Genomic DNA, 21,575 nt, shown 5'->3' on the forward strand with positions numbered 1-21,575 from the left:
CGATGGAGACATTACCTGCATCTTCAGCACCAACCGGCGAATCGTCGACGCGCGGGCTTCGGACTACCGGCACCATTGGCGCATTGCTGGCGCTGGCCATTCTCGGTACCAGCATGCTGCTGCGCCTCGCGACTTTTTTCGGCACCGATGGCCATTCAATTACGACGTTGTCGCCGCAACTTGAGGGGGCATTGCGCTTGACGCACCGCCTGACTGCATCCGGCGTTGGTTTGCTGGCAATATATACCGTGATCCTGTGCTGGACTCGCCGGCCGTTACCATCGCAATTGGTCAAGCCGATCGCATGGATGGTGGCTGCAACGGTTTTCCTCGCCGTGATTGGCCCACTGACAACGGGCTACCAGATCACCGCGGTGACGGTCAGCAACGTGGTGGGCGGCATGGTACTGCTGATGGCGTTCGTGTGGCTACGGGAGTCAGTGAGTTTCGATCCACGGCCGCGCAAGCCGATCGAGCCCCTGCTTCGCGCCACTATCTTCGTCTTCTTGCTGCATGTCGCCACCGGTGCCGCCGCGAGCGCCAGCGAAATGCACGGCATACGCTGGTTCGCTTTCCTGCATCTTGGGACCGCCCTGTTATCGACAATGTTCATTGGCGCTACATTGTGGTACAGGCGGTGTGATCGATTGATGGCCAGGCGCGTCGCTGTGACCGCATGGTTGACGGTAACGCTGCTGATGCTCGGCTTTCTAATGATGTGGCTTGGCGCGCGGCCGACCTGGCTGGCTTTTGTGCATGGCATGCTTTCGCCGTTACTCGCGATCCCCCTTGCATCAATGGCGGCGCGCGATTCGCCGAAAAACGAGCATGGCATTTGATGCAACGCAAGGTAGCGGAAAAACAAGTAGATAGAGTCGAGATGTAACGACAGGAAATGCACGATCACGAGGGTCTTTGAGGAAGGTGACGTATGAAAAAGCTGGCGTTGGCCGCATTGGCGGCATTGATGGGGAATCTTGTGGCGGCACACGCAGCACCAATCGACGAAGCGTCGATTGCGCGCGGTGGGCGCCTGTACGACAATTGGATCCGGGAGGCAAAGGAACAACTCCCCGCTGAGTCGCATCCGGGCTTCGCCACCAAACCCGGCGTCGTCCCTAATGTCTCAGACACGTGGCGTTGTACCGAATGCCACGGCTGGGATTACAAGGGCAATCATGGCTTCGTCGGCATTCGCGCCCGCGTCGGCAGTGATCCCGCCGCGATTGTGTCGGTGATGAAAAACCCGACGCACCGCTACGCAGACCTGATGCGCGAAAGTGATCTGCTTGACCTGGCGAAATTCGTCAGCCGCGGACAGACCGACCTGAAGGCCGCCATCGAGTCAGGGCGCCGCGGAAAAACACCGGACGCGTCCTCGGTGAAGACCTATAGTACGATTTGCGCGGGCTGTCACGGCCTCGACGGTGCGCAGTTGCGCGAGGCCATGCCGATCGGCGATTCTGCGCGGCAGCGACCCTACGAAGTGCTGCATGTAATCCTTTACGGGCATCCCGGCGGCGCCATGCCCGCCCTCAGCGCATTGGGGCCGGATGTCGCAACGCGGATGCTGGCATACGTGCAAACGTTGCCGTCGGTAAATCTGCCCGCCTCAATCGCGCGCGGAGGCCGTTTGTACGACGACTGGCAGGTCGAAGCGGGCGCACGGCGCCAGTCATTGCCGCATCCCGCGTATCCCGCGACTGCGTACTTTGCCAAAGACGCACAGCTTACCTGGCGCTGCAAGGAATGCCATGGTTTTGACTACCAGGGTAACCAAGGCGACTATGCGAGTGGAAACCATGCCACCGGCATCAAAGGAATTCGCGGCATGGTGGGCGCCGATCCGGCACGAATCGCCACTATCCTGCGCGATCCCAAACACCAATATGGCGCCGTGCTGAAGACCCGCGACCTGCAGGACCTGGCGAATTTCGTCAGTGCCGGACAGGTCGACATGAATGCCGCCATCGACCGTCAGAGCCGTCGTATACGCGGCGACGCCGCGCGTGGCGGTGCGCCGTACGTTACCCTCTGCGCCAACTGCCACGGCGTCGATGGCTACCTTATCGCCACACGGCCTCTTGGCCGGTCGGTCAAGACGAATCCGTGGGGAAGCCTGCACACGATCGTCAACGGTCATCCCGACGAAAAGATGCCCGCGCTGAGAGAACTGGGCATGCCATTGCTGCTGGATATCCTCGCGCACGTGCAGGGGTTTCCGGAAAGCCGCTAGTCCACGAACTACCCACCAGCAGTATTTGCCCGACAATGTTCTCACCGGCTCCCGCAATGGGAGCCAGCTTCATTTCGCATCCCAACCCGGAAGACATCGCAAGGATGGCCAACGCGAACGTCCGGTGGAAATGAAGACTACGACGTGAACCCGGTCAAATTGACGTGGCCACCGGCAGACCGCCGTCTTATACGCCACAATGAGGCATAATGTCCCCGAAAATAGCGGTCGTCCACACCGCAATCCAGCCCGAAGAGCGACACTGCACCGGAGCGCATTTGACCACCAGTCCCGAAATTCCCGTCCATGACTTTCTGGCCAATATTCCGCTGCTGCGAGATGCGTCGCCAGAAGAGATCGAGCGCATGGCCGCCGGCACCCGGCGCGTTTACGCGCAAAAAGGCGAAGCGCTGTTCCGGCGCGGCGATCCTTGCGAGGGCTTCTGGATTGTGCTTTATGGGCAGATAAAGCTGTTGGTCACCTCGCCACAGGGAATGGAAAAGGTCATCGAAATCGTCGGCCCGGGCCTGACGTTCGGTGAGGCCATCATGTTCACCGAGACCGCTTGCGTGGTCAACGCGCACGCGCTGGCCGATTCGCTACTACTGCATGTTTCGAAGAAAACCGTGTTTGCCGAGCTTGAGCGCAATCCGGCTTTCGCCCGAAAAATGCTGGCCGGCCTGAGCCGCCGGTTGCACGGCCTGATTCGCGATGTGGAGTCGTATTCAATGCGTTCGGGTACCGAGCGGGTCATCGGCTTCCTGATGCGTAACGACACCAGTGAAAACGATGAAGAGAGCAACGAGGCCACGGTAACGTTGCCCGCCAGCAAAGTGACCATCGCCTCGCGACTCAATCTGACACCGGAACATTTCTCGCGCATCCTGCACGACCTTTCCGCCGCCGGGCTCATCGAGGTCAGCGGAAAAACGATCCACGTGCCTGATTTGAAGCGCTTGCGCGATTTCCAGGGCTGACGTCGGGATTTCTCGATCGTTTGCAGGCGGCGACTGCAGCAAATCCCTCCGGCGCCACGCAACAAATGTAGCGCACGAAATTGCGTGCAATTACAAAACACTAGCACTGGCGAGGCTTTCAGGCCGTTTCATGCCCGAAAGGCGCACCAGTGCTTGAGTTTCATTGGAAAACTTATAAGCTCGTCATTCCAGCGCGGGCTGAAGTCCAGTCCGCTTGTCTCGTCAAGATCTTGGGAGGACTGGGTCCTGCCACGGAAACCGCTGCATCTGTTTCCGGTTCGTCAGGCACGTCCCACGGGACGCGAAACCCCTGTCTTACCCTGCGCAGGGACGACATACTGCCGCGCTGCCTCGGCACACAAAAAGAATGGAAGCAACCGGCGGGAGAGCCGATTGCTTCCAAATCACTCACTTCAACGTCAATCAGAGCGTCAGGATCCAGCCAATCAGGCTCTTCAGATCTTCGTCGCTGATTTTTTCTTTCGGGTTCGGCGGCATGGGAATCGGACCCCACACACCCGCGCCCCCGGTCCGCACCTTTTGCATCAGCAGGTCAACCGCCTTCGCATTGGGTTTGTATTTGGCCGATACGTCTTTGTACGCGGGACCGACCAGTTTCTTGTCCGGCAGATGGCAGGCGTTGCAGGCGGCTTTCGCCATGATGGCAGTGGCCGCCTTGGCATCGATTGCCGCGGAGGTGTTGGCGCTCACGCCGAGTGCCACCACCAGTGCGGCGACGAATGATACTTTTTTCATTGGTAACTCCTGAAGGCTAGTAGATGTCGTGCTGCGTGTTGTGGACATTGAAGTGGCCGGTCGGGGTGATCAGGCGCGGGTCCTTGATGACGGCCTTCAACTTCAGTGTCTTGTCATCCACCACAACAATGGCCGATTGCTGGTTCTTGGCACTCCACACGCTGAACCAGACTTCATCGCCAGCCTTGTTGTACTCGGGCTGCACCACGCGCTTGGCGCCGTCGGTCACGCCCGCCCATTCGGCGATCGGCAATGCCTTGAACCCCTTGTCGAGATTATTGATGTCGTACACCGCGATCGACTGGCTGATTTTCGGATCGGGATTCAGCGGTGTATCGACCCACAGGTTCTTCGAATTCGGATGGGTCTTCAGGAACAGCGAACCGCCACCTTGACCTTTGAGTTCCGCGACCATCTTCCACGCATACTGCTTGTGCTTCTCCGGGTCAGTGCCGATCAGGGCGATGGTCTCGTCACCCAAGTGTCCCGTCGACCACACCGGACCAAACTTCGGGTGAATGAAATTCGCGCCGCGTCCCGGATGCGGAATCTTGCCCACATCCACCAATGCCGCGCGCTTGCCGGTCTTGGCATCCACGACCGCGATCTTGTTCGACTGGTTGGCGGCGACCATCAAGTAGCGCTTGGTGGAATCCCAGCCACCGTCATGCAAAAAGCGCGCGGCCGGCACTTCGGTCATCTTCAGATTGTCGAGGTCGGAGTAATCGACCATCAGGATCTTGCCGGTCTCTTTCACGTTGACGATGAACTCGGGCTTGAAGTGCGAGGCCGCGATCGCTGCCACGCGCGGCTCGGGATGGTATTCCTGCGTATCCACGGTCATGCCGCGGGTGGCGACAATCTTCAGCGGCTCGAGCGTATTGCCGTTCATGATCACGAATTGCGGTGGCCAATAGGCACCGGCGATGGCGTATTTGTCCACGTAGCCTTTGTACTTGGACGTATCGACACTACGCGCTTCCAGGCCGATGCGGATCTCGGCGACGGTGCCGGGTATTTCCATCCACAAGTCAATGAGGTTGATCTTCGCGTCGCGACCGATCACAAACAAGTAGCGGCCCGAGGCGGACATCCGCGAGATATGCACGGCGTACCCGGTCTTGATGATGGTGATGATCTTCTTTGAGTTGCCGTCGATCAGCGCGACTTCGCCGGTATCACGCAACGTGGTCGAGAAAATGTTGTCGATATCGAACTTGTTCAATTTCCGGGTTGGCCGTTTTTCCGGAGCGATGAGGACCTTCCACGACGCCTTCATTTCTGGCATGCCATATTCCGGCGGTGTAGGTGGTTCCTGCTGGATGTAGCGCGCCATCAGGTCAACCTCATCATCGGTAAACTCACCCGACGTTCCCCAATTCGGCATGCCGGCGGGTGAGCCGTATTTGATGAACACCTTGAGGTACTCGGTACCCGAGGCGAGCGTCTTGTCGGTGGTCAGCGGCTTGCCGGTCGCACCTTTGCGCAGCACGCCGTGGCAACCCGCGCAACGCTCGAAGTAAATCTTGCGCGCCTTGTCGAACTCCGCCTTGGTCATTTGCGGCGCTTTTGGATTGACGTTCTGATGCATGTCGGCATCGGCCAATGGCGAGCCGCCAGCCTGATACTTCACTTCGGCGGGTGATACATGGCCTTTCGATGAATCGGCCGCCGGAGCGGGTGCAGGCGCTTGCGCGAATGCGGCGCCGGCGGCGACTGCCGCAGCGAATGCGAGAGGCGCGAACTTCATGAGGTTGAATACGCTGGGCATATTGGCTTCCTGGATTGGGTGGTGAGTGGAATTTCGTTTCCGTTGCGTCAACGGTTGCGTTAACCGTCTCAATTTCTACTGCCAAGAACATCGCCGCGCGGAGGCAAAGCATCCTTCATCGCGCGCGCGCTCACCTTGAGATGCCTTAAGGTTCGCGCGTTCTCACTAATTCGTATTTTCAGTGCAGGCAGGGACGATGGTAATGAATGTGCAATCTCTAGCACTGGCGCGCCGTTTCAAGCCTTTTCGCCCCAACCGCCGCACCAGTGCTTGTGTTTACGATACTTCTCGAGACAACATTTCCGTTCGCCCTGAGATTCGAAGGGCATTTGAGCCGGTAGGCCTTCGATATCTCAGGGCGAACCGTGACTAAGCAAACAGTACTGGGACCTGATTCTGCAAGCTCAACTGCGGTTGAGCGGTAACTATCCCCAACCGTGTAATATCGATCCTCGGCAATAACCGGGCGGATGCCGGCGCCAACTACCTCGATTGCTTTGTCCATGTTAATTCGTATCGTCATGTACATTTTGGCTGCGCTGCTATTGGGTGCGCATTTTCTGCGCGCCAGCAACTGGGTGTTGGTGGTTATTTGTCTCGCTGCACCGTTTACCTTTCTCTACCGGCGCAAGCTCAGCCTCGTTTTTCTGCAGGCTTTCGCCTACGGTGCAGCCGCCAACTGGTTATACACCGCCTGGCAGCTGGTTCAGACGCGCCAGTCACTCAATCAGAGCTGGACGCTCGCGGCGGCGATACTCGGCGCGGTCGCGCTGTACAGCTTGCTGACGGGCCTGCTGCTCAACTCGCGCGTGATGCACGAGCGTTTCGTCAACTGACCGGCGCCAGGCTTCCGGGGCTTTGACCCGCTCGACCTTGATCGGACCATCCTTGGCTTTGACGCCTTGGCGTGTTTGCCCTTCTACGGCTTTGCCGGCAGGCGAGGCGAAGGACGCCGACCATCGATGATATGCAGGACACCCAGAATGGGGTGACGCAGCAGCATGCGCGGTCCTGCCCAGCACATCACGACCCTTACCCGCTCGCGCATGCCGGTGCTGTAGCAATGGACCAGGCAATTGGTGCAAGTCGGCTTGGCGTCGCCGAAGACACAGCGCTCCAGCCTGCGGCTCGCGTATTCCCGCAGTTCATTACAGCTTGCGCAAAGCGGCGCCCGCGGCTCGTGTTCGTGTTCGTGGGCGCGGCAGTACATGCGCAGCATGGCGTCTATCGTTTTCAATTCGCGCGCACGGCGCTCCAAGCGCTTATCGGTGGTGAATTCGATTATCTGATTGGTCATGAATGTGTCCTGTTCCCGGTCTTTCGCGGATTATTATGCGCCGGGGCCGCGTGGCATCCGCCTGGATTCAAGCGCCAAGAATACAAAAAGCCGCAACCCGCTCGCGCCGGCCACGGCTTCAATACGTCGTGAAATCAACGCCTACTTCTTCGCCATATTGCCAACGAACGTATTCGCCACCAGCGGCTTGGCATCGACCTGCGCAACGTGGCAGGTGTTGCATTGGTAGCGTTCCATCGAGGTGACTTTCTTCAAGCCGTCGCTGCTGGTGGTCAAGTGACTGTCGAGAAGCCTGGGGGACTTCTTCGCCACATAATTTTCCAAGCCATGGCAATCGAGACACTGGTTTTCCGTCACTGTAATTTCATCGAAATTATCGGTGGCATGCGGCACCAGTGGCGGCTGCCCCTTGAAGGTTCGCACGATGAGTTTCTGCATGCCGGGCTTTTTGCCGGGATAGACTTTTTCAACGGGCGCCTTGTCGACCGTCGCCGCGCCTTCGCCGCGCAGGGTTTGGACACTGGCGGGTTGCTGGGCAATACTCCAACCCGAAATCGCGGCCAGTGCTGCGGCCAGAATAATCGTGACGGACCTGTTCATGATCGTCTCCCTTCACATCGTAAAAGTTGAAATTCGAAAAAGACACAAAGAAAACTTTCCTATTTGCTCGCCACCGGCGCCATCGCCTGCGCGGGGCGTGAAACATTTATCACCCTGTTGCCAAATCGCGTGCCGAATGTAAAAACGTCTTTCGAGCATACGTCGATGCATCGTCCGCAGTTGGTGCAGTTGACATCCAGAATCACCGGGCCCGCGCCCTTAAGCCCTTTCAATGCGGGCATGATCACATGCGGTTCCGGGCATATCACCACGCAGTCCATGCAATCGTTACAGGCGGCGCGATTTGCGGCTGTCACGCGAACGATACTAAATTTTCCGAGCAGGCTGTAGAACGCGCCGACCGGACACAAGCGACCGCACCAGCCATCCTTCACCACGAACAGGCTGAAGAGGAACACCGCCAGAATGACCGCCCATGCGGCACCAATGCCAAAGATCACGCCGCGATGGAACATCGAGACCGGGTTCACCAGTTCCCACGCGATCGTGCCGGTGCTCAATGCCAGCACCAGCGTCATGGCCAGAATCCAGTAGCGTGTTTGCCGCGATATGTGCGCACCACCCTTGATGCCGAAGCACTCGCGCAACCATCCCGCCGCGTCGGCGACCATGTTCACCGGGCATACCCATGAGCAAAACACACGTCCGCCCACCAGCATGTAGAACACGAGCACGATAACCGCGCCGATGAAGGCCTTCGTTTCGGGCACATGCCGCGTCAGAAGCGATTGCAGCAGGATGTAAGGATCCGCCAGCGGCAGGAAATTCAGCGTGTAGCTGAAGGTGAGATTGCCCTTGATGATCCACACGCCCAGCAACGGGCCGAGCAGGAACAGGCCGAGTATCGACACCTGCGACACGCGCCGCAACACCAGCCATTTGTGGGCGCCCCACCAGCCCTTGGCGGCCAAGGCGTCAGCGCCGGCGCTCACAGCTTGTTTCCTTGCAATGCACGCGGCATCGGCGGCTTTGTGCCGGGCGCCGCCGGCGCGGTGTCGCCAGTCGGATTCAACCCACGCCCCGATTCGTAGCGCTGGCCTTCGGGCAGATTGTAGTGATGCTCGATATCCGGCGCGACCAGACTGGCGCCCTCTTTGTCTTTTTCGATCCAACCCAGGCGGTAATGCTTGCCCGGCTCGCCCTTGGCGATACTGATCGGAAATACCTTGATGGCGGCCGCTTCCAGTACGCAGGATTTCTCGCATTTACCGCAGCCGGTACAGTGTTCGGAATGCACGACCGGAATAAACAGCGCGTGCTTGCCGGTGCGCGGGTTGATCTGCTGCTCAAGCGTGATGGCTTTGTCGATCACCGGACAAACGCGATAGCACACGTCGCAGCGCATGCCGAGGAAATTGAGGCAGTTCTCCTGGTCCACCAGCACCGCAAGGCCCATCTTCGCCTTGTTGATGTCGGTCAGTTGATGGTCCAGCGCCCCGGTCGGGCAGGCCTTGACGCACGGAATGTCTTCGCACATCTCGCAAGGCAATTGGCGCGCGATAAAGTAGGGCGAGCCGGTGGCGACCGCTTCCTCTGGTTTGGCGAGGCTGAGAATTTTGTAGGGACAATCGCGCACGCACAGACCACAACGGATGCAGGCGCCGAGGAAATCCTTGTCCGCCAGCGCCCCTGGCGGGCGAAGGGCCTGCGGTGGCAGCGCTTTCGACTGCTTGGCGTAAAGGCCAACGCCCAGCCCGAGCAGGCCCACGCCACAGGTCATGCGCGCGCCATCGAGCAGGAACTGCCGGCGCGCCGCTTGCGACGCGGCGGCAGTTTGGCCTTTTTTCTCAGCTTTCATGATGAATGCCAGGTCTCGTTTGTCAGCGGACAACCTGCGTTGCCCGCCCACGCACATCCAGATTTCCTATGCGATCAAACCTTGACGATCTTGACCGCGCACTTCTTGAAGTCCGTCTCTTTCGAAATCGGGCAGGTCGCATCCAGTGTCAGCTTGTTCACCAAACGGTGCTCGTCGAAGAACGGGATGAATACCAGCCCATCGGGCATCTTGTTGCGGCCCTTGGTTTCGACGCGCAATTGGATCTCACCGCGCCGCGTGACGGCCTTGACGACGTCGCCCCGTTTCAACTCACGCTTCTTCGCATCATTCGGATTCATGAACACGACGGCATCCGGGAAGGCCTTGTAGAGCTCCGGCACGCGGCGCGTCATGGTGCCCGTATGCCAGTGCTCCAGCACGCGCCCGGTGCAAAGCCACAAGTCGTACTCAGCATCCGGTTCTTCGGCGGCGGGTTGATAGGGCAGCGCGATAATCAGCGCTTTGCCGTCCGGCTTGCCGTAGAACTTGACGCTCTCGCCTTTCTTGACGTATGGGTCATAGCCTTCGCGGAAACGCCACAGTGTTTCTTTGCCGTCGACCACCGGCCAGCGCATACCGCGGGTCTTGTGATAAGAGTCAAACGGCGCGAGATCGTGCGCGTGACCGCGCCCGAAGCCCGCGTATTCCTCGAACAAGCCCTTCTGCACGTAATAGCCGAACGCTGTCGACTCGTCGTTGCGATAGCCCTTGATGGCGTGACCGTTGGTTTTCTCGAGTTCGTCGAGCGGAAATTTGTTGACCTGGCCGTTGGCATACAGCACGTCATAAAGCGTCTTGCCGCGATACTCGGGCATCTTGGCCAGCAGTTCCTCCGGCCAGACTTCCTCAACCTTGAAGCGCTTGGAGAATTCCATGTACTGCCACAGATCGGATTTGGATTCGCCCGGCGCCTTGACCTGCTGGCGCCAGAACTGGCTGCGTCGCTCGGCGTTACCGAAGGCACCCTCCTTTTCCATCCACATGGCGGAAGGCAGTATCAGATCGGCGGCGAGGGCCGTCACGGTCGGATAGGCATCCGATACGACGATGAAATTTTCCGGATTACGGAAACCGGGATAGGTTTCGCCGTTGATGTTCGGCCCCGCCTGCATATTGTTGGTGGTGGTGGTCCAGTAAAAATTGAGCTTGCCGTCTTTCAGCATGCGGCTCTGCAATACCGCGTGATAGCCCGGCACGCCGTTGATCGTGCCCGGCGGCAGTTTCCAGATTTTCTCGGTGGCTTCGCGGTGGGCAGGATTCATCACCACCATGTCAGCCGGAAGGCGATGCGAAAACGTGCCGACCTCGCGCGCGGTACCACAGGCTGAAGGCTGGCCGGTCAGCGAGAATGGGCTATTACCCGGCTCGGAAATTTTGCCCACCAACAGGTGCACGTTGTAGATCATGTTGTTCACCCAGGTGCCGCGAGTGTGCTGGTTGAAGCCCATGGTCCAGTACGACGTAACTTTGGTTTTCGGATCCGCGTAGATCTTCGCCAGTTCCAAGAGTTTTTCCGGTGCCACGCCAGAGAGTTTGGACGTGTATTCCAGCGTGTATTCAGACACGAACTGTTTGAACTCGTCGAAGCTGATCGGGCTCATCTTGTCCGGCGCGCCCTTCGGTTTACCATCCGCGCCGGGATAGCCGTTATTGTTGGCTACCTGTTCAAGCGGATGATTCGGACGCAGGCCGTATCCGATGTCGGTGACGCCTTTGGTGAAATTGACGTGCTTCTTGACGAAGTCTTCGTTCACCGCGTTGTTCTGGATGATGTAGTTGCAGATGTAGTTGAGGATAGCCAGATCGGTTTGCGGTTTGAAGATGAGTTCCGAGTCGGCAACTTCGCAGGAACGATGTGTGAAGGTGGAAAGGACATTGACCCTGACATGCTTCGCCGACAGGCGGCGGTTGGTGATACGCGACCAGAGGATGGGGTGCATCTCGGCCATGTTGGAACCCCACAGCACGAACGCATCCGCGTGCTCGGCGTCGTCATAGCAACCCATCGGCTCGTCGATGCCGAAGGTGCGCATGAAGCCGGCGACGGCAGAGGCCATGCAGTGACGCGCGTTCGGATCGATATTGTTGGTGCGGAAACCGGCCTTGAAAAGTTTGACCGCCGCATAACCTTCCCAGATGGTCCACTGGCCCGAGCCGAACATGCCGATCGAAGTCGGACCTTTCGCTTTCAGTGCAGCCTTGCACTTCTCTTCCATGATGTCGAAGGCCTGTTTCCAGGTGACCGGCGCGAACTCGCCGTCCTTGTCGAACTTGCCATCCTTCATGCGCAGCAGCGGCGTGGTGAGACGATCCTTGCCGTACTGGATTTTCGCCAGGAAGTAACCCTTGATGCAGTTCAGCCCCTTGTTCACCGGGGCGTCGGGATCGCCCTGGGTTGCGACGATCTTCCCATCCTTGACGCCAACCAGTACGCCACAGCCGGTACCACAATATCTGCACACGCCTTTGTCCCAACGCACACCGTCTGCTCGCGGCGCGGGCGCCTTCGCTTGTTGGGGCGCGGCGAGCGATACACCGGCGACCGATGCAGCGGCGGCGGCGGCGTTACTTTTGATGAAATCACGTCGGGTCAGCTTCATGTGCAGACACTCCCTTCAGGGTCGGATTCGAATTGGTGAAATACCATCGCGACGGACATGACACCATCCATCGCATTGATGTGGTTGAACACATCGACAGTCTCGGCGTCGGTACCGGTTTCAATGGTGACAATGAACTTGCCTTCCTCGGTCGCGGCATGAATCTCCACACCGGCCATCTGTTCAATTGCATCGCTCACCACGGATGCCCGGGCGGGCTGTGCATTGACAATGACGCTGGAGATGTTCATCTGGTATCGCGGGCACTTTTTAGTGCGGAGGGAACTGGTGAATGACTTCGGGCTCGGGACTCAGGAACAAGCACTCAAGGTTCAACCCATAGCCTATGCTGCGGCGCGGTAACTTTCCTTGATAATTGTTAAGCCGAACGGAAATTCATGGCCATGAGGCGGACCTTTCTCGCCACAGCGGCTTCAAAAAAGGCAGTTGGCCAATTTTGCGGCGGGCAGGATAGAAGACGTGTCTACTCGACAATAACAGTACCCGTCATTTCCTCGTGTGGCCCACAGCGATACCGGTAAGTGCCAGGTAGTTTGAAGGTGCGCTGCCAACTCTCGTCGGGAAATAGCCGCTCTGATTCGAGCCCCGCTTCGGCTGGAAAGAGCACGGAATGGCTGGTGCGCTTCTCGCGGTTGGTCCATTTCACCGTGTCACCCGCCTTGACGCGAACCTCCTGCGGGGAAAAACGATAATCCCGGATCGCAACTTCCACCACCTTTTGTGCGGAGGCAGAAAAAGAAACGAGTGCCAGCAATGCCAGCACTCGTTTCGATTGCCGCGACCAGTCAAGCAAAATGCACTCTTGCCAAACCGGGAAAATTTCTACATTTTGGTTGCTTTGATGTCTCCATCAGCACCGATGCCCAGATTGTAGTTAAGGGAAACGTGATGGAAACGAAATACGGTTTTGTCGGTGTGGATCGCGATGCCGAATGGCACGGTCTTGCCCTCGGCCAGCGTCAGGTCGCCAGCGCCACCCACCAATTTGCGCTTGAATGTAACGGTGTACATGCCGCCCTTATTTTCGCCTTCGGCTTTTTCGAGCGCCTTGCCATCCTTGTTTACGCGCGCTTCCGCGACGTGGCCATCAAGATGCAACGAACCCTTGCCGCCGACGCCGCTTTTCCACTGGATATAGTCGGTGTAGATGTCACCACCCAGATTCGCGCCAGTGACATATTTCTTCTTGTCCGGATTGGCGCCCGGCATCGAACGCACATCGCTATGGCAGGTCGCCCAGCAGCCGACTTTGTCGCCATCCGGCACCTTGCCGGCGATGAACATGATCGCGGCCTTGACCTCATGCTTGGGGTCTTTGTCTTCGCGTGTTGCGCCAGCCGCGGCATCCGCGGGCGGCTTGAAGCTCAGGCGGATATAAACGTGCTCCTTGTCATAGGCCGCCTGAACGCTGACCGGAAAATTCATGGTCTTCGGTGCGCCAACTGGCTCCAGTTCCTTGTCCGCCAGCCGTTTCAAATTAACGTTCAGTGCGCCTTTTTCTTCGTGACAACCCGCACAGCTTTCGCCCTTGCGCATGCCAGCCGAACCACTGTGAGAGGACTTCTTGGTCATCCATTCAATTGACGTAATGCCGGTATGAAAAACCTGGATATCACGTTTAGGCACCTTGCTCCAGTCAGGTGCGGCAATCGCGGTGTGGGAGCCAATCGCAAGCAATATGCCGGCAACGGTGCTGGGTAATATGGAAAACTTCATCTAATACTCCTCTCAGAAATTGGACTCAATGCTGGGGACACCAGTCAATTCGACGACTAATCGTCTTCTTCCTTCATGCCCGGGGGTTTCGTGTGGGCAATACCCTTGTGGCAATCGATGCAGGTCTTCTTTTCCTCCCGCCCAATTTTGTGCAACTTCGCGCCGCGTACCTTCTGCTTTTCGATATCCATGCTATCAAAGCTGTGGCAGTTGCGGCATTCGCGCGAATCGTTGGCCTTCATCCGCGCCCATTCGCTCTCGGCCAATTTCAGACGCTTGGCCGCGAACTTCTCTTTTGTGTCAATACTGCCGGTGATTTTACCCCAGACTTCTCCACTGGCCTGAATCTTGCGAATCATCTTCGGGCCCCATTCCTTGGGGACATGACAATCCGGACAGGTGGCACGCACGCCGGTTCGGTTCTGGTAGTGGATAGTCTTCTTGTATTCCACATAAACGTTGTCACGCATCTCGTGGCAGCCGATGCAGAATGTTTCGGTGTTGGTCGCTTCCAGCGCGGTGTGGAAGCCACCCCAGAAGAGAACGCCACCTAAGAAACCTACGACCACGAGGGTGAACAACGAATACTTGGCACTGGGCCGCCGGATCGCCGCCAAGAACCGGAATAACTTACTGTCTGTCATGAACCCTACCCCTAGTTTATCTAATGTTACTTTTTGGGCTATTTTGATAAAGGGGCTTTCGCCCCTTTATCGTTATCGCGCATTGATTCGCCAAATCAATAAATATCGTGCTGCGTATTGTAGACGTTGAACTTGCCCGTTGGGGTGATCATCTTCGGATCGGTAATCACTTTTTTCAGCGCCAAGGTCTTGTCGTCATACACGACGATCGCCGACTGGTCAGTTTTGCCGCCCCACAACGAGATCCACACCTCGCCACCGTCCGCACTGTACTCAGGATGAACGGCGCGACGCGTTGCCTTGGTTACCGGCAGGCCGGAGTCTTTGGCGACATTGATGATCTTCTTCGGCTTCGACAGGTCAGCCATGTCCCATACCGCCACGGATTCGGCGATTTCCTTGTCGGGATTTTGCGGTGCGTCGGCCCAGAAGTGCTTGGACTTGGGATGCGTCTTGACGAACAGGTTTCCCGGAACGTGCTTCATTTCCTGGACAACTTTCCAGTTGAACTCCTTGTACTTGGCGTTCTTCGCCTCGTCAGACGGCGTGCTGATCAAGGTCACGACATCGGCGCCCAAGTGTCCGGTCGCCCAAACGGGACCGAACTTCGGATGTACGAAGTTCGCGCCACGGCCGGGGTGCGGAATTTTGGCGGTGTCGATCAGGGCCGCCAGCGTGCCGGTCTTGAGATCAACCGCGGCCACCTTGTTGGACGCGTTCGCCGCCACCAGGAAGTAACGCTTGGACGCGTCAAACCCGCCATCATGCAGGAACTTGGCTGAGGGGATCGTGGTGGTCTTCAGGTTTTTGATGTCAGAGTAATCCACCAGCAGGATCTGGCCGGTCTCTTTGATGTTCACCACCCATTCCGGCTTGATCTCGGACGCGACAATCGAGGCGACCCGCGGCTCGGGATGATACTCGCCATCCACGGTCATGCCGCGTGTCGAGACCACTTTGAGTGGCTTCAACGTGTCACCGTCCATGATCACGTACTGTGGCGGCCAGTAGGAACCGGCGATGGCGTATTTGTCTTCAAAGCCCTTGAACTTGGAGGTATCCACCGAGCGGGCGTCGAAACCGATCTTCAGTTCCGCCACCACGGAGGGCTTTTCCATCCACAGGTCGATCAGCGACAGGCGACCGTCGCGACCGATCACGTACACATAACGGCCTGACTTCGACAGGCGCGAAATATGCACCGCGTAACCAGTCTTGACGATGCTGCGGATTTCCTTGGTATCGCCATCGATCAGGGCAACTTCGCCGGTATCGCGCAGTGTGACGGAGAACATGTTCTTCAGATTGTATTTGTTCATCTGCTTGGTCGGACGATCCTTGACCGCCACCAGCACTTTCCACGAGTCCATCGTATCCTTGAAGCTGTACTCGGGCGGTACATCCGGTGTGTTCTGGATGTACTTGGCCATCAGGGCGATCTCTTCCTTTGTCAGGATGTCGTCGAAATTCACCATGCCGCCGTCAGTACCGTAGCCAATGATTTTTTCGATGCGCGACTGGCCGAGCTTGAGCGTGCCGCCTTCGGTCTTTGCGCCATCCTTGCCGGCCTTGGTCCAGTGCGGCTCGAGATTCTTGCCGGTGGCGCCTTTTCGCAGTACGCCATGGCAACCCGCGCAGCGTTCAAAGTAAATTTTCTTGGCCGTCTCTTTTTCACCCGCGGTCATCGTCGGCGCGACAGCAGGTGCGGCATCTTGCGCGAAGGCACTCCCCATCGCAGCGGCCATCGCAGATACTGCAAAAATTCCCATTAACTTCCGTTTCATACTTCTCTCCTTTTGGTCTTGAGTGATCCCGTGTTAGGCCCGTGTTGACGCCCCATGACTACAACAGCGTACCTCTGCGCTCACCGCGTTGAGGCTGGTATGCTTCACGCCCGCCAACCATTGCTTTTCATCCAATCTCAAACAGTGAGAGCATCCTTCATTGCGGTGCAGCAATCCTTAAGGCAGGTTAAGGATTGCACTTTCTGCCTCGATAGACTGGGCCAATCGCCGCACAGGCCGTATTCAATTGGAGTCGTTCTTGAATTATCCCAAACGCCGTAAACCCCTATATGCCACGCGTACGCGCCGCTTGGCAGGTGCCCTCGCCTTGCTGACAACCGCTACCTCTTCTTTTGCCCTGACACCGGGTGAATTGCTCGATTCGCAAGCTGTCTTGCCCGTCGTGGTCACTGCGACGCGCGAAGGCATCGCGGTCTCCGACGCGCCAGCCAGCGTCACTATCATCGACGAGGCGCAGATCGAGCAGCGGCGCGCGGCACGGATTGGCGACGTGCTCGGCGAAGTGCCCGGCCTTTACGTCCGCAGCAACACCCGCAGCGCGCAATTTCCCTCTTCCGGCCAGGCGAGTATTTCGATACGCGGCGTACCTCGTACGACCCGCGCACTCGTGATGATAGACGGGCAGCCCATCAACAATGCCCTTTCCGGTGGCATCAATCTCTCATCCGTCATGCTGGATAACGTGCGGCGGGTGGAAATCGTTCGCGGCCCGTATTCCGCACTCTATGGTGGCAATGCAATGGGCGGCGTGATCAATATCCTGACGAAAACACCGATTCAACGAGAATTTCAGGGAAAGATCGAAGGCGGATTCGGCGACGTGTCCTCATCCGCCGGCTCAATTGTGTTTCGTGATCGCCTGGACAATGGCTTCAGCTGGTCACTGGCGCTCGGCTATCGCGAAAGCGGCGGATGGCACGATAGCGACTACGTCGTCAAGACCATCAGCGCCGGAACCGGCGGTATTCCGGTCACTGGCGCACGGCCAACGACGACCACCGACAATCGACTAGCCGCGTGGGTCGGCGTGAAAGGCAATCGGCCATGGGATCAGCGCAATGCCGAGCTGAAAATGATGCACGACGGCGGCGAAGCTGGTGTCTTTACCGGGGGGCTCGCCTTCGCGGGCTATCGCGTTGGCTACCAGCCGCCCGAATCATTTCTCAACAACGCTGCCGGACAGCCCGTAACAACCGGCAGCGTTGCGCCGGGATTGCCAGGGCTCGCGCGCGTCACACTCGCCGAAACTGATTTCTACACGCTCACGCCCTCGCAGGAGCGTGACTGGCGCGGCTTTGCGCATTGGGAAAAAAGGCTCGTCAGCGGAGCCAAGCTGGTGGCCAACGTCGGCCACATGAATCACGGCTTTCGTTTTGCACAACCTGGCGCGGGCGCGCGCTATGACAGCGGCGCGGGCGACTGGACGGATCAACCCAACTGGCGCACGGATGCCGATTTTCATGTGCGCTGGATGGCGCGCGATTCGCTCTGGCTGACCACGGGATTGGCCTACAACCGGCAGCACCTCGATCGCGGCAACCTTACAGCATCGAATTGGCGTGACTTTGACTCGCGGACAACGCAAACCGGGCGCGGCCTCGGCGCCAGCGAAACGGCCGCATGGTTCGGTCAGGCCGAATACGCTCCCATCGATACGCTGACACTGCACGCCGGCGTGCGCTTTGACCGATTCAGCACGTCGGGAGTAGTGAGCCAAACGACCGCTCCTGCCTTTGTGTCGAATTATTCGCGACGCAGCGAACAGCAATTCAGCCCGAAACTGGCAGTGGTATATGCGGTCAACAAGACGCTGACGCTGCGCGCGAGCTACGGCGGCGGCTTTCGTCCTCCGACACTGCTGGATCTGTATTCGCGCACCGTCTCTCCGACCACCGTCGCGGGGGTTTTCAGCGTCAATGAACCTTCGCCGGATCTGAAGGCCGAACGCATTCGCGCCTATGAACTTGGCCTTGAAGCGCAATTGCCGAACCATGCGACGCTGAGCGCCGCGGCGTTCACGCAAACACTTTCCGATCTCATTTACCGCAGCCGGAAATCCACCACGCTGACGCAATCCACCAACGCCGGGCGCGCCCGCGTCGAAGGTGTGGAATTGTCGATTCGCCAGCCGTTATTCGACAAGGCGCTCACGCTGTTCGCCAACGCCACGCAACTGACCCGCTACGAGGTGACAGAGAATTCCGCTATTCCCGCGAGCGTGGGCAAGAAGCTGACTGATGTGCCCGGTGTGATGTTCAATGCCGGCGTGGAAGTCACGCACAACGCCTGGTCGGGATCGCTGATCGGCTCGCATGTCGGCCCGATCTACGGTTCCGGCGATGACATCAACGCGAATACAGCACAGGGCGTATTCGGCTCCTACGACCGGCACACGGTGGTGAATGCCAAGGTCGCCTACCGCTGGAGCCCGCAAGTGACCGTTGCGCTCTCCGTCGACAATCTGCTGAACCGGCAGTACTTCGATTTCTCCAAGCAGCCGGGAACGACGGCGCTGGCGGAAGTGGTGGTGAAGTTCTAAGTGCTATTGTGGGATAGGTAACCAAACACGAGCACTGGCGCGGCGTTCCGGCACTTTATGCCATGAAAGCCTTGCCAGTGCTAGTGTTTGCTATTCAAGCGATCACCGAAACGGATGCCGCAATACGATCGTCTCTTCCCGATCCGGGCCTGTCGAAACCAGCGCAATGGACGTACCCACCAACTCTTCAATGCGCTTCAGGTAGACCTGCGCGGATTTCGGCAGCCCGTCCCATGTTTTCACCCCGTAGGTGCTCTCGCTCCATCCCGGATGGTCTTCAAAAACTGGCTCGCAACGTTCAATGTTATCGGCCCCATAGGGCAATACATCCGTGACGGCGCCGTTGACCCGATAGCCGGTGCAGATTCGTAATGTCTTCAGGCCGTCGAGCACGTCGAGCTTGGTCACACAGAGGCCGGAAAGGCCGTTGATCTGCGCGGCGCGTTTCAATGCCGCCGCATCGAACCAACCGCAGCGTCGCGGGCGGCCGGTGACCGAACCGAATTCATTGCCGCGCTTGCGCAATTGTTCGCCGATTTCATCCTCGAGTTCCGTCGGGAAGGGCCCCGAACCGACGCGCGTCGCATAGGCCTTGGTAATACCCAGCACATAATTCAGCACCTGCGGGCCGACACCGGCACCGGCGGAGGCTTGTCCCGCCAGACAGTTGCTGGAAGTGACGTACGGATAAGTGCCGTGATCGACATCGAGCATCGCCGCCTGCGCGCCTTCGAACAGCAATTGCTTGCCGTCATTCATGAGCTTGTGCAGCTCCGCCGACACGTCGCCAATCATCGGCTTCAAACGTTCCGCCATCGCCAGTGTTGGCTCATAAACCGCATCGACGGCGATTGCTTCGGCGCCAAGATATTTTGTGAGCACGAAGTTGTGAAAATCGAGCACTTCCACCAGTTTTTCGCGGAAGCGTTCCGGGAACAGCAGGTCATGCAATCGGATCGCGCGACGCGCAACTTTATCTTCGTACGCCGGGCCGATACCGCGCCCGGTAGTACCAATTTTCATATTGCCCATCTTGACTTCGCGCGCCTGATCGATCGCGACGTGGTATGGAAGGATCAACGGGCAGGCCGGCGAGATTCGCATGCGTCCCAATACATCGAGTCCGGCAGCGGTCAATTCGTCGATCTCCTGCAGCAGTGCGGTCGGCGACAACACCACGCCATTGCCGATATAGCAGGTGACGTGGGGATGCAATATGCCTGACGGAATCAGGCGCAGGATGGTCTTCTTGCCATTGACGACCAGCGTGTGACCAGCGTTGTGCCCCCCTTGAAAACGCACCACGCCGGCAACTTCATTGGTGAGCCAATCGACGATCTTGCCCTTGCCTTCATCGCCCCACTGGGTGCCGATGACGACGACATTTTTTGCCATGATGTTTCCTTCGAGATTTCTGGAGAGTTATTTTCGTGATTCGACGGCCCACCGGCCATCGATATGTTTGAGTTCGCGGTCGCAGCCGAGCTCACCGGCGTGCGCATCATGTCCCGGCAGACGCGCCACGACGATTTCGCCAAGATTGCGCAGTCGCTCGATTTCGAGAAGCGCCGCCGAATCAGCATCAACAGGGCCGAGAATACCGGCGCGCACGGGGAGATCAGCCGTCAACGGCAGAAGAACCTTCAGATCCATGCTGAATCCCGTGGCCGGGCGAGCGCGACCAAATGCCTTGCCCACCTCGTCGTAACGCCCGCCGCGGGCGACCGCATCCGAAGCGCCGGTCGCATACGCGGAAACCGTGATGCCACTTTCGTAATTGAATCCGCCCAGTTCACCCAGATCGATGCTCACGTCAATCCCTTGGGCTGAGAAATGCGCGTGAATTTGCGCCAGTTGCGCAAGGGACCCCGCGATGCGCGCATCATTTGGCAGCATGGTCGCGGCTTTTTTGAACACGCTTGCATCACCATACAAATTTGGCAGTACCATTAGTGCCTTCGCTGCGACACCGAAATTGGGCGCCAGCGCCTGCAATGCCGGCAGGTCTTTCGCTTCGGTCGCCATAAACGCCTGATCGGCCACTTCCGGCGTCACATTGGCGGATTCGATCAAGGCACGAAAGATTGCCGGGTGACCAATATCCAGTTGCACGCCGGCCACGCCAAGTTCGCGCAATACATCAACCATAAGTTGCTGGATCTCGATATCCGCTTCGATTCCTGCGTGACCGTAGATCTCGGCACCAACCTGAAAAGGCTGGCGGCTCTTGCCCAAGCCGGCAGGCAAGGTGTGCAACACGCTACCCGCATAACAGAGCCGCGTGACACCTTGCCGGTTCAGCAGATGCGCATCCATGCGCGCCACTTGCGGCGTCGTGTCGGCGCGCACGCCCATGGTGCGGCCTGTCAGCTGATCGACAAGCTTGAAAGTCGCCAGATCCATATCATGCCCGGTACCCGACAGCAGCGACTCCAGATACTCAAGCAACGGTGGCATAACGAGCTCATAGCCACAACGCTCGAAGCGATCGAGGGCGATGCGGCGCAACCGTTCCAGCTTCTTGGCGTCAGCCGGCAGCAGGTCTTCGATGTGTTCGGGAAGCGTCCAGGTTCTCAATTAGTTAACCAGTAGAAAAAGCACAATTCCAACGCCGATTGAAGCCAGACCAATGAAGCGCAACTGACCGTCGCTAAATTCGATGATGCGCCGAAATGTTTCCCGCCAGGCCTGCGGCGCAAACAATGGGAGCAGACCTTCGAAAATCAGCATTAATGCAAACCCTGCCAGCAGAATGTCGGTCAAGATCGGGCGC

At 58.2% G+C, this 21,575-nt stretch carries 20 protein-coding genes; 5 read left to right on the plus strand and 15 right to left on the minus strand.

Annotation, left to right across the window (positions count from 1 at the left end):
• The first annotated feature begins 2 nt into the window (after positions 1-2).
• The 3 genes from IPP88_14960 to IPP88_14970 all read left to right on the plus strand — a co-directional run bounded on the left by IPP88_14960 (position 3) and on the right by IPP88_14970 (position 3,213).
• The gene (locus IPP88_14960) at positions 3-839 is read left to right on the plus strand and encodes a hypothetical protein (protein MBL0123961.1); all 837 of its coding nucleotides are present in this window, start codon (positions 3-5) and stop codon (positions 837-839) included.
• Between the two features lie 92 nt (positions 840-931).
• Positions 932-2,236, plus strand: coding sequence for a c-type cytochrome (locus tag IPP88_14965; protein ID MBL0123962.1), 1,305 nt, complete (start codon positions 932-934; stop codon positions 2,234-2,236).
• 209 nt (positions 2,237-2,445) lie between these two features.
• A complete protein-coding gene (locus IPP88_14970; GenBank protein ID MBL0123963.1) occupies positions 2,446-3,213 on the plus strand; it encodes a Crp/Fnr family transcriptional regulator in 768 nt (255 codons plus the stop codon).
• Between the two features lie 423 nt (positions 3,214-3,636).
• Here the strand turns inward: IPP88_14970 and IPP88_14975 are convergent, their stop codons facing one another.
• Positions 3,637-3,969 (minus strand): cytochrome C, encoded by a 333-nt coding sequence (locus tag IPP88_14975; protein MBL0123964.1) that lies wholly within the window; start codon positions 3,967-3,969, stop codon positions 3,637-3,639.
• A 16-nt stretch (positions 3,970-3,985) separates the two neighbouring features.
• Positions 3,986-5,740, minus strand: a complete 1,755-nt coding sequence (locus tag IPP88_14980) for a c-type cytochrome (GenBank protein ID MBL0123965.1) — start codon at positions 5,738-5,740, stop codon at positions 3,986-3,988.
• A gap of 503 nt (positions 5,741-6,243) precedes the next feature.
• Here IPP88_14980 and IPP88_14985 point away from each other — a divergent pair.
• Positions 6,244-6,576 carry a hypothetical protein gene (locus IPP88_14985; protein ID MBL0123966.1) on the plus strand — a complete coding sequence of 111 codons (333 nt, stop codon included), beginning with the start codon at positions 6,244-6,246 and terminating at the stop codon, positions 6,574-6,576.
• Positions 6,577-6,659: 83 nt separating this feature from the next.
• Here IPP88_14985 and IPP88_14990 read toward each other — a convergent pair whose 3' ends face one another.
• The 10 genes from IPP88_14990 to IPP88_15035 form a co-directional block, all read right to left on the minus strand.
• Positions 6,660-7,037, minus strand: coding sequence for a nitrous oxide-stimulated promoter family protein (locus tag IPP88_14990; protein ID MBL0123967.1), 378 nt, complete (start codon positions 7,035-7,037; stop codon positions 6,660-6,662).
• A gap of 141 nt (positions 7,038-7,178) precedes the next feature.
• On the minus strand, positions 7,179-7,637 hold the full coding sequence (locus tag IPP88_14995) for a nitrate reductase cytochrome c-type subunit (protein ID MBL0123968.1): 459 nt from the start codon (positions 7,635-7,637) through the stop codon (positions 7,179-7,181).
• Positions 7,638-7,696: 59 nt separating this feature from the next.
• The gene (gene napH, locus IPP88_15000) at positions 7,697-8,608 is read right to left on the minus strand and encodes a quinol dehydrogenase ferredoxin subunit NapH (protein ID MBL0123969.1); all 912 of its coding nucleotides are present in this window, start codon (positions 8,606-8,608) and stop codon (positions 7,697-7,699) included.
• Positions 8,587-9,456 carry a ferredoxin-type protein NapG gene (napG, locus tag IPP88_15005; GenBank protein ID MBL0123970.1) on the minus strand — a complete coding sequence of 290 codons (870 nt, stop codon included), beginning with the start codon at positions 9,454-9,456 and terminating at the stop codon, positions 8,587-8,589. The genes napH and napG overlap by 22 nt, the downstream gene beginning before the upstream one ends.
• A 74-nt stretch (positions 9,457-9,530) precedes the next feature.
• The gene (napA, locus tag IPP88_15010; protein ID MBL0123971.1) at positions 9,531-12,077 is read right to left on the minus strand and encodes a nitrate reductase catalytic subunit NapA; all 2,547 of its coding nucleotides are present in this window, start codon (positions 12,075-12,077) and stop codon (positions 9,531-9,533) included.
• Complete coding sequence (locus IPP88_15015; protein MBL0123972.1) at positions 12,074-12,328, minus strand: chaperone NapD; 255 nt, start codon at positions 12,326-12,328, stop codon at positions 12,074-12,076. Before IPP88_15015 ends, napA begins: the two co-directional genes overlap by 4 nt.
• 233 nt (positions 12,329-12,561) lie before the next feature.
• On the minus strand, positions 12,562-12,894 hold the full coding sequence (locus tag IPP88_15020; protein ID MBL0123973.1) for a cupredoxin domain-containing protein: 333 nt from the start codon (positions 12,892-12,894) through the stop codon (positions 12,562-12,564).
• A gap of 26 nt (positions 12,895-12,920) precedes the next feature.
• Positions 12,921-13,814 carry a hypothetical protein gene (locus IPP88_15025; protein MBL0123974.1) on the minus strand — a complete coding sequence of 298 codons (894 nt, stop codon included), beginning with the start codon at positions 13,812-13,814 and terminating at the stop codon, positions 12,921-12,923.
• Between the two features lie 56 nt (positions 13,815-13,870).
• Positions 13,871-14,458: a NapC/NirT family cytochrome c gene (locus IPP88_15030; protein MBL0123975.1), complete on the minus strand. Its 588-nt coding sequence runs from the start codon at positions 14,456-14,458 to the stop codon at positions 13,871-13,873.
• A 95-nt stretch (positions 14,459-14,553) separates the two neighbouring features.
• Positions 14,554-16,242, minus strand: coding sequence for a c-type cytochrome (locus tag IPP88_15035; GenBank protein MBL0123976.1), 1,689 nt, complete (start codon positions 16,240-16,242; stop codon positions 14,554-14,556).
• Between the two features lie 259 nt (positions 16,243-16,501).
• Here IPP88_15035 and IPP88_15040 point away from each other — a divergent pair, with 259 nt between their 5' ends.
• A complete protein-coding gene (locus IPP88_15040; GenBank protein MBL0123977.1) occupies positions 16,502-18,802 on the plus strand; it encodes a TonB-dependent receptor in 2,301 nt (766 codons plus the stop codon).
• Between the two features lie 102 nt (positions 18,803-18,904).
• Here the strand turns inward: IPP88_15040 and IPP88_15045 are convergent, their stop codons facing one another.
• Genes IPP88_15045 through IPP88_15055 form a run of 3 tightly spaced genes read right to left on the minus strand, consistent with a single transcriptional unit; the run spans position 18,905 to position 21,565 of the window.
• Positions 18,905-20,197, minus strand: coding sequence for an adenylosuccinate synthase (locus tag IPP88_15045; GenBank protein ID MBL0123978.1), 1,293 nt, complete (start codon positions 20,195-20,197; stop codon positions 18,905-18,907).
• A gap of 27 nt (positions 20,198-20,224) precedes the next feature.
• Positions 20,225-21,379 (minus strand): ATP phosphoribosyltransferase regulatory subunit, encoded by a 1,155-nt coding sequence (locus IPP88_15050; GenBank protein ID MBL0123979.1) that lies wholly within the window; start codon positions 21,377-21,379, stop codon positions 20,225-20,227.
• A complete protein-coding gene (locus IPP88_15055; GenBank protein MBL0123980.1) occupies positions 21,380-21,565 on the minus strand; it encodes a DUF2065 domain-containing protein in 186 nt (61 codons plus the stop codon).
• Between the last annotated feature and the right edge of the window lie 10 nt (positions 21,566-21,575).

Source organism: Betaproteobacteria bacterium (assembly GCA_016720925.1).
Lineage (GTDB): Bacteria > Pseudomonadota > Gammaproteobacteria > Burkholderiales > Usitatibacteraceae > UKL13-2.

Excerpts from the sequence above, each read along its gene's own strand:
- IPP88_14960 (MBL0123961.1), top strand. The coding sequence starts at position 3 with ATGGAGACATTACCTGCATCTTCAGCACCAACCGGCGAATCGTCGACG.
- IPP88_14965 (MBL0123962.1), top strand. The coding sequence starts at position 932 with ATGAAAAAGCTGGCGTTGGCCGCATTGGCGGCATTGATGGGGAATCTT.
- IPP88_14970 (MBL0123963.1), top strand. The coding sequence starts at position 2,446 with ATGTCCCCGAAAATAGCGGTCGTCCACACCGCAATCCAGCCCGAAGAG.
- IPP88_14975 (MBL0123964.1), bottom strand. The coding sequence starts at position 3,969 with ATGAAAAAAGTATCATTCGTCGCCGCACTGGTGGTGGCACTCGGCGTG.
- IPP88_14980 (MBL0123965.1), bottom strand. The coding sequence starts at position 5,740 with ATGCCCAGCGTATTCAACCTCATGAAGTTCGCGCCTCTCGCATTCGCT.
- IPP88_14985 (MBL0123966.1), top strand. The coding sequence starts at position 6,244 with ATGTTAATTCGTATCGTCATGTACATTTTGGCTGCGCTGCTATTGGGT.
- IPP88_14990 (MBL0123967.1), bottom strand. The coding sequence starts at position 7,037 with ATGACCAATCAGATAATCGAATTCACCACCGATAAGCGCTTGGAGCGC.
- IPP88_14995 (MBL0123968.1), bottom strand. The coding sequence starts at position 7,637 with ATGAACAGGTCCGTCACGATTATTCTGGCCGCAGCACTGGCCGCGATT.
- napG (MBL0123970.1), bottom strand. The coding sequence starts at position 9,456 with ATGAAAGCTGAGAAAAAAGGCCAAACTGCCGCCGCGTCGCAAGCGGCG.
- napA (MBL0123971.1), bottom strand. The coding sequence starts at position 12,077 with ATGAAGCTGACCCGACGTGATTTCATCAAAAGTAACGCCGCCGCCGCC.
- IPP88_15015 (MBL0123972.1), bottom strand. The coding sequence starts at position 12,328 with ATGAACATCTCCAGCGTCATTGTCAATGCACAGCCCGCCCGGGCATCC.
- IPP88_15025 (MBL0123974.1), bottom strand. The coding sequence starts at position 13,814 with ATGAAGTTTTCCATATTACCCAGCACCGTTGCCGGCATATTGCTTGCG.
- IPP88_15030 (MBL0123975.1), bottom strand. The coding sequence starts at position 14,458 with ATGACAGACAGTAAGTTATTCCGGTTCTTGGCGGCGATCCGGCGGCCC.
- IPP88_15035 (MBL0123976.1), bottom strand. The coding sequence starts at position 16,242 with ATGAAACGGAAGTTAATGGGAATTTTTGCAGTATCTGCGATGGCCGCT.
- IPP88_15045 (MBL0123978.1), bottom strand. The coding sequence starts at position 20,197 with ATGGCAAAAAATGTCGTCGTCATCGGCACCCAGTGGGGCGATGAAGGC.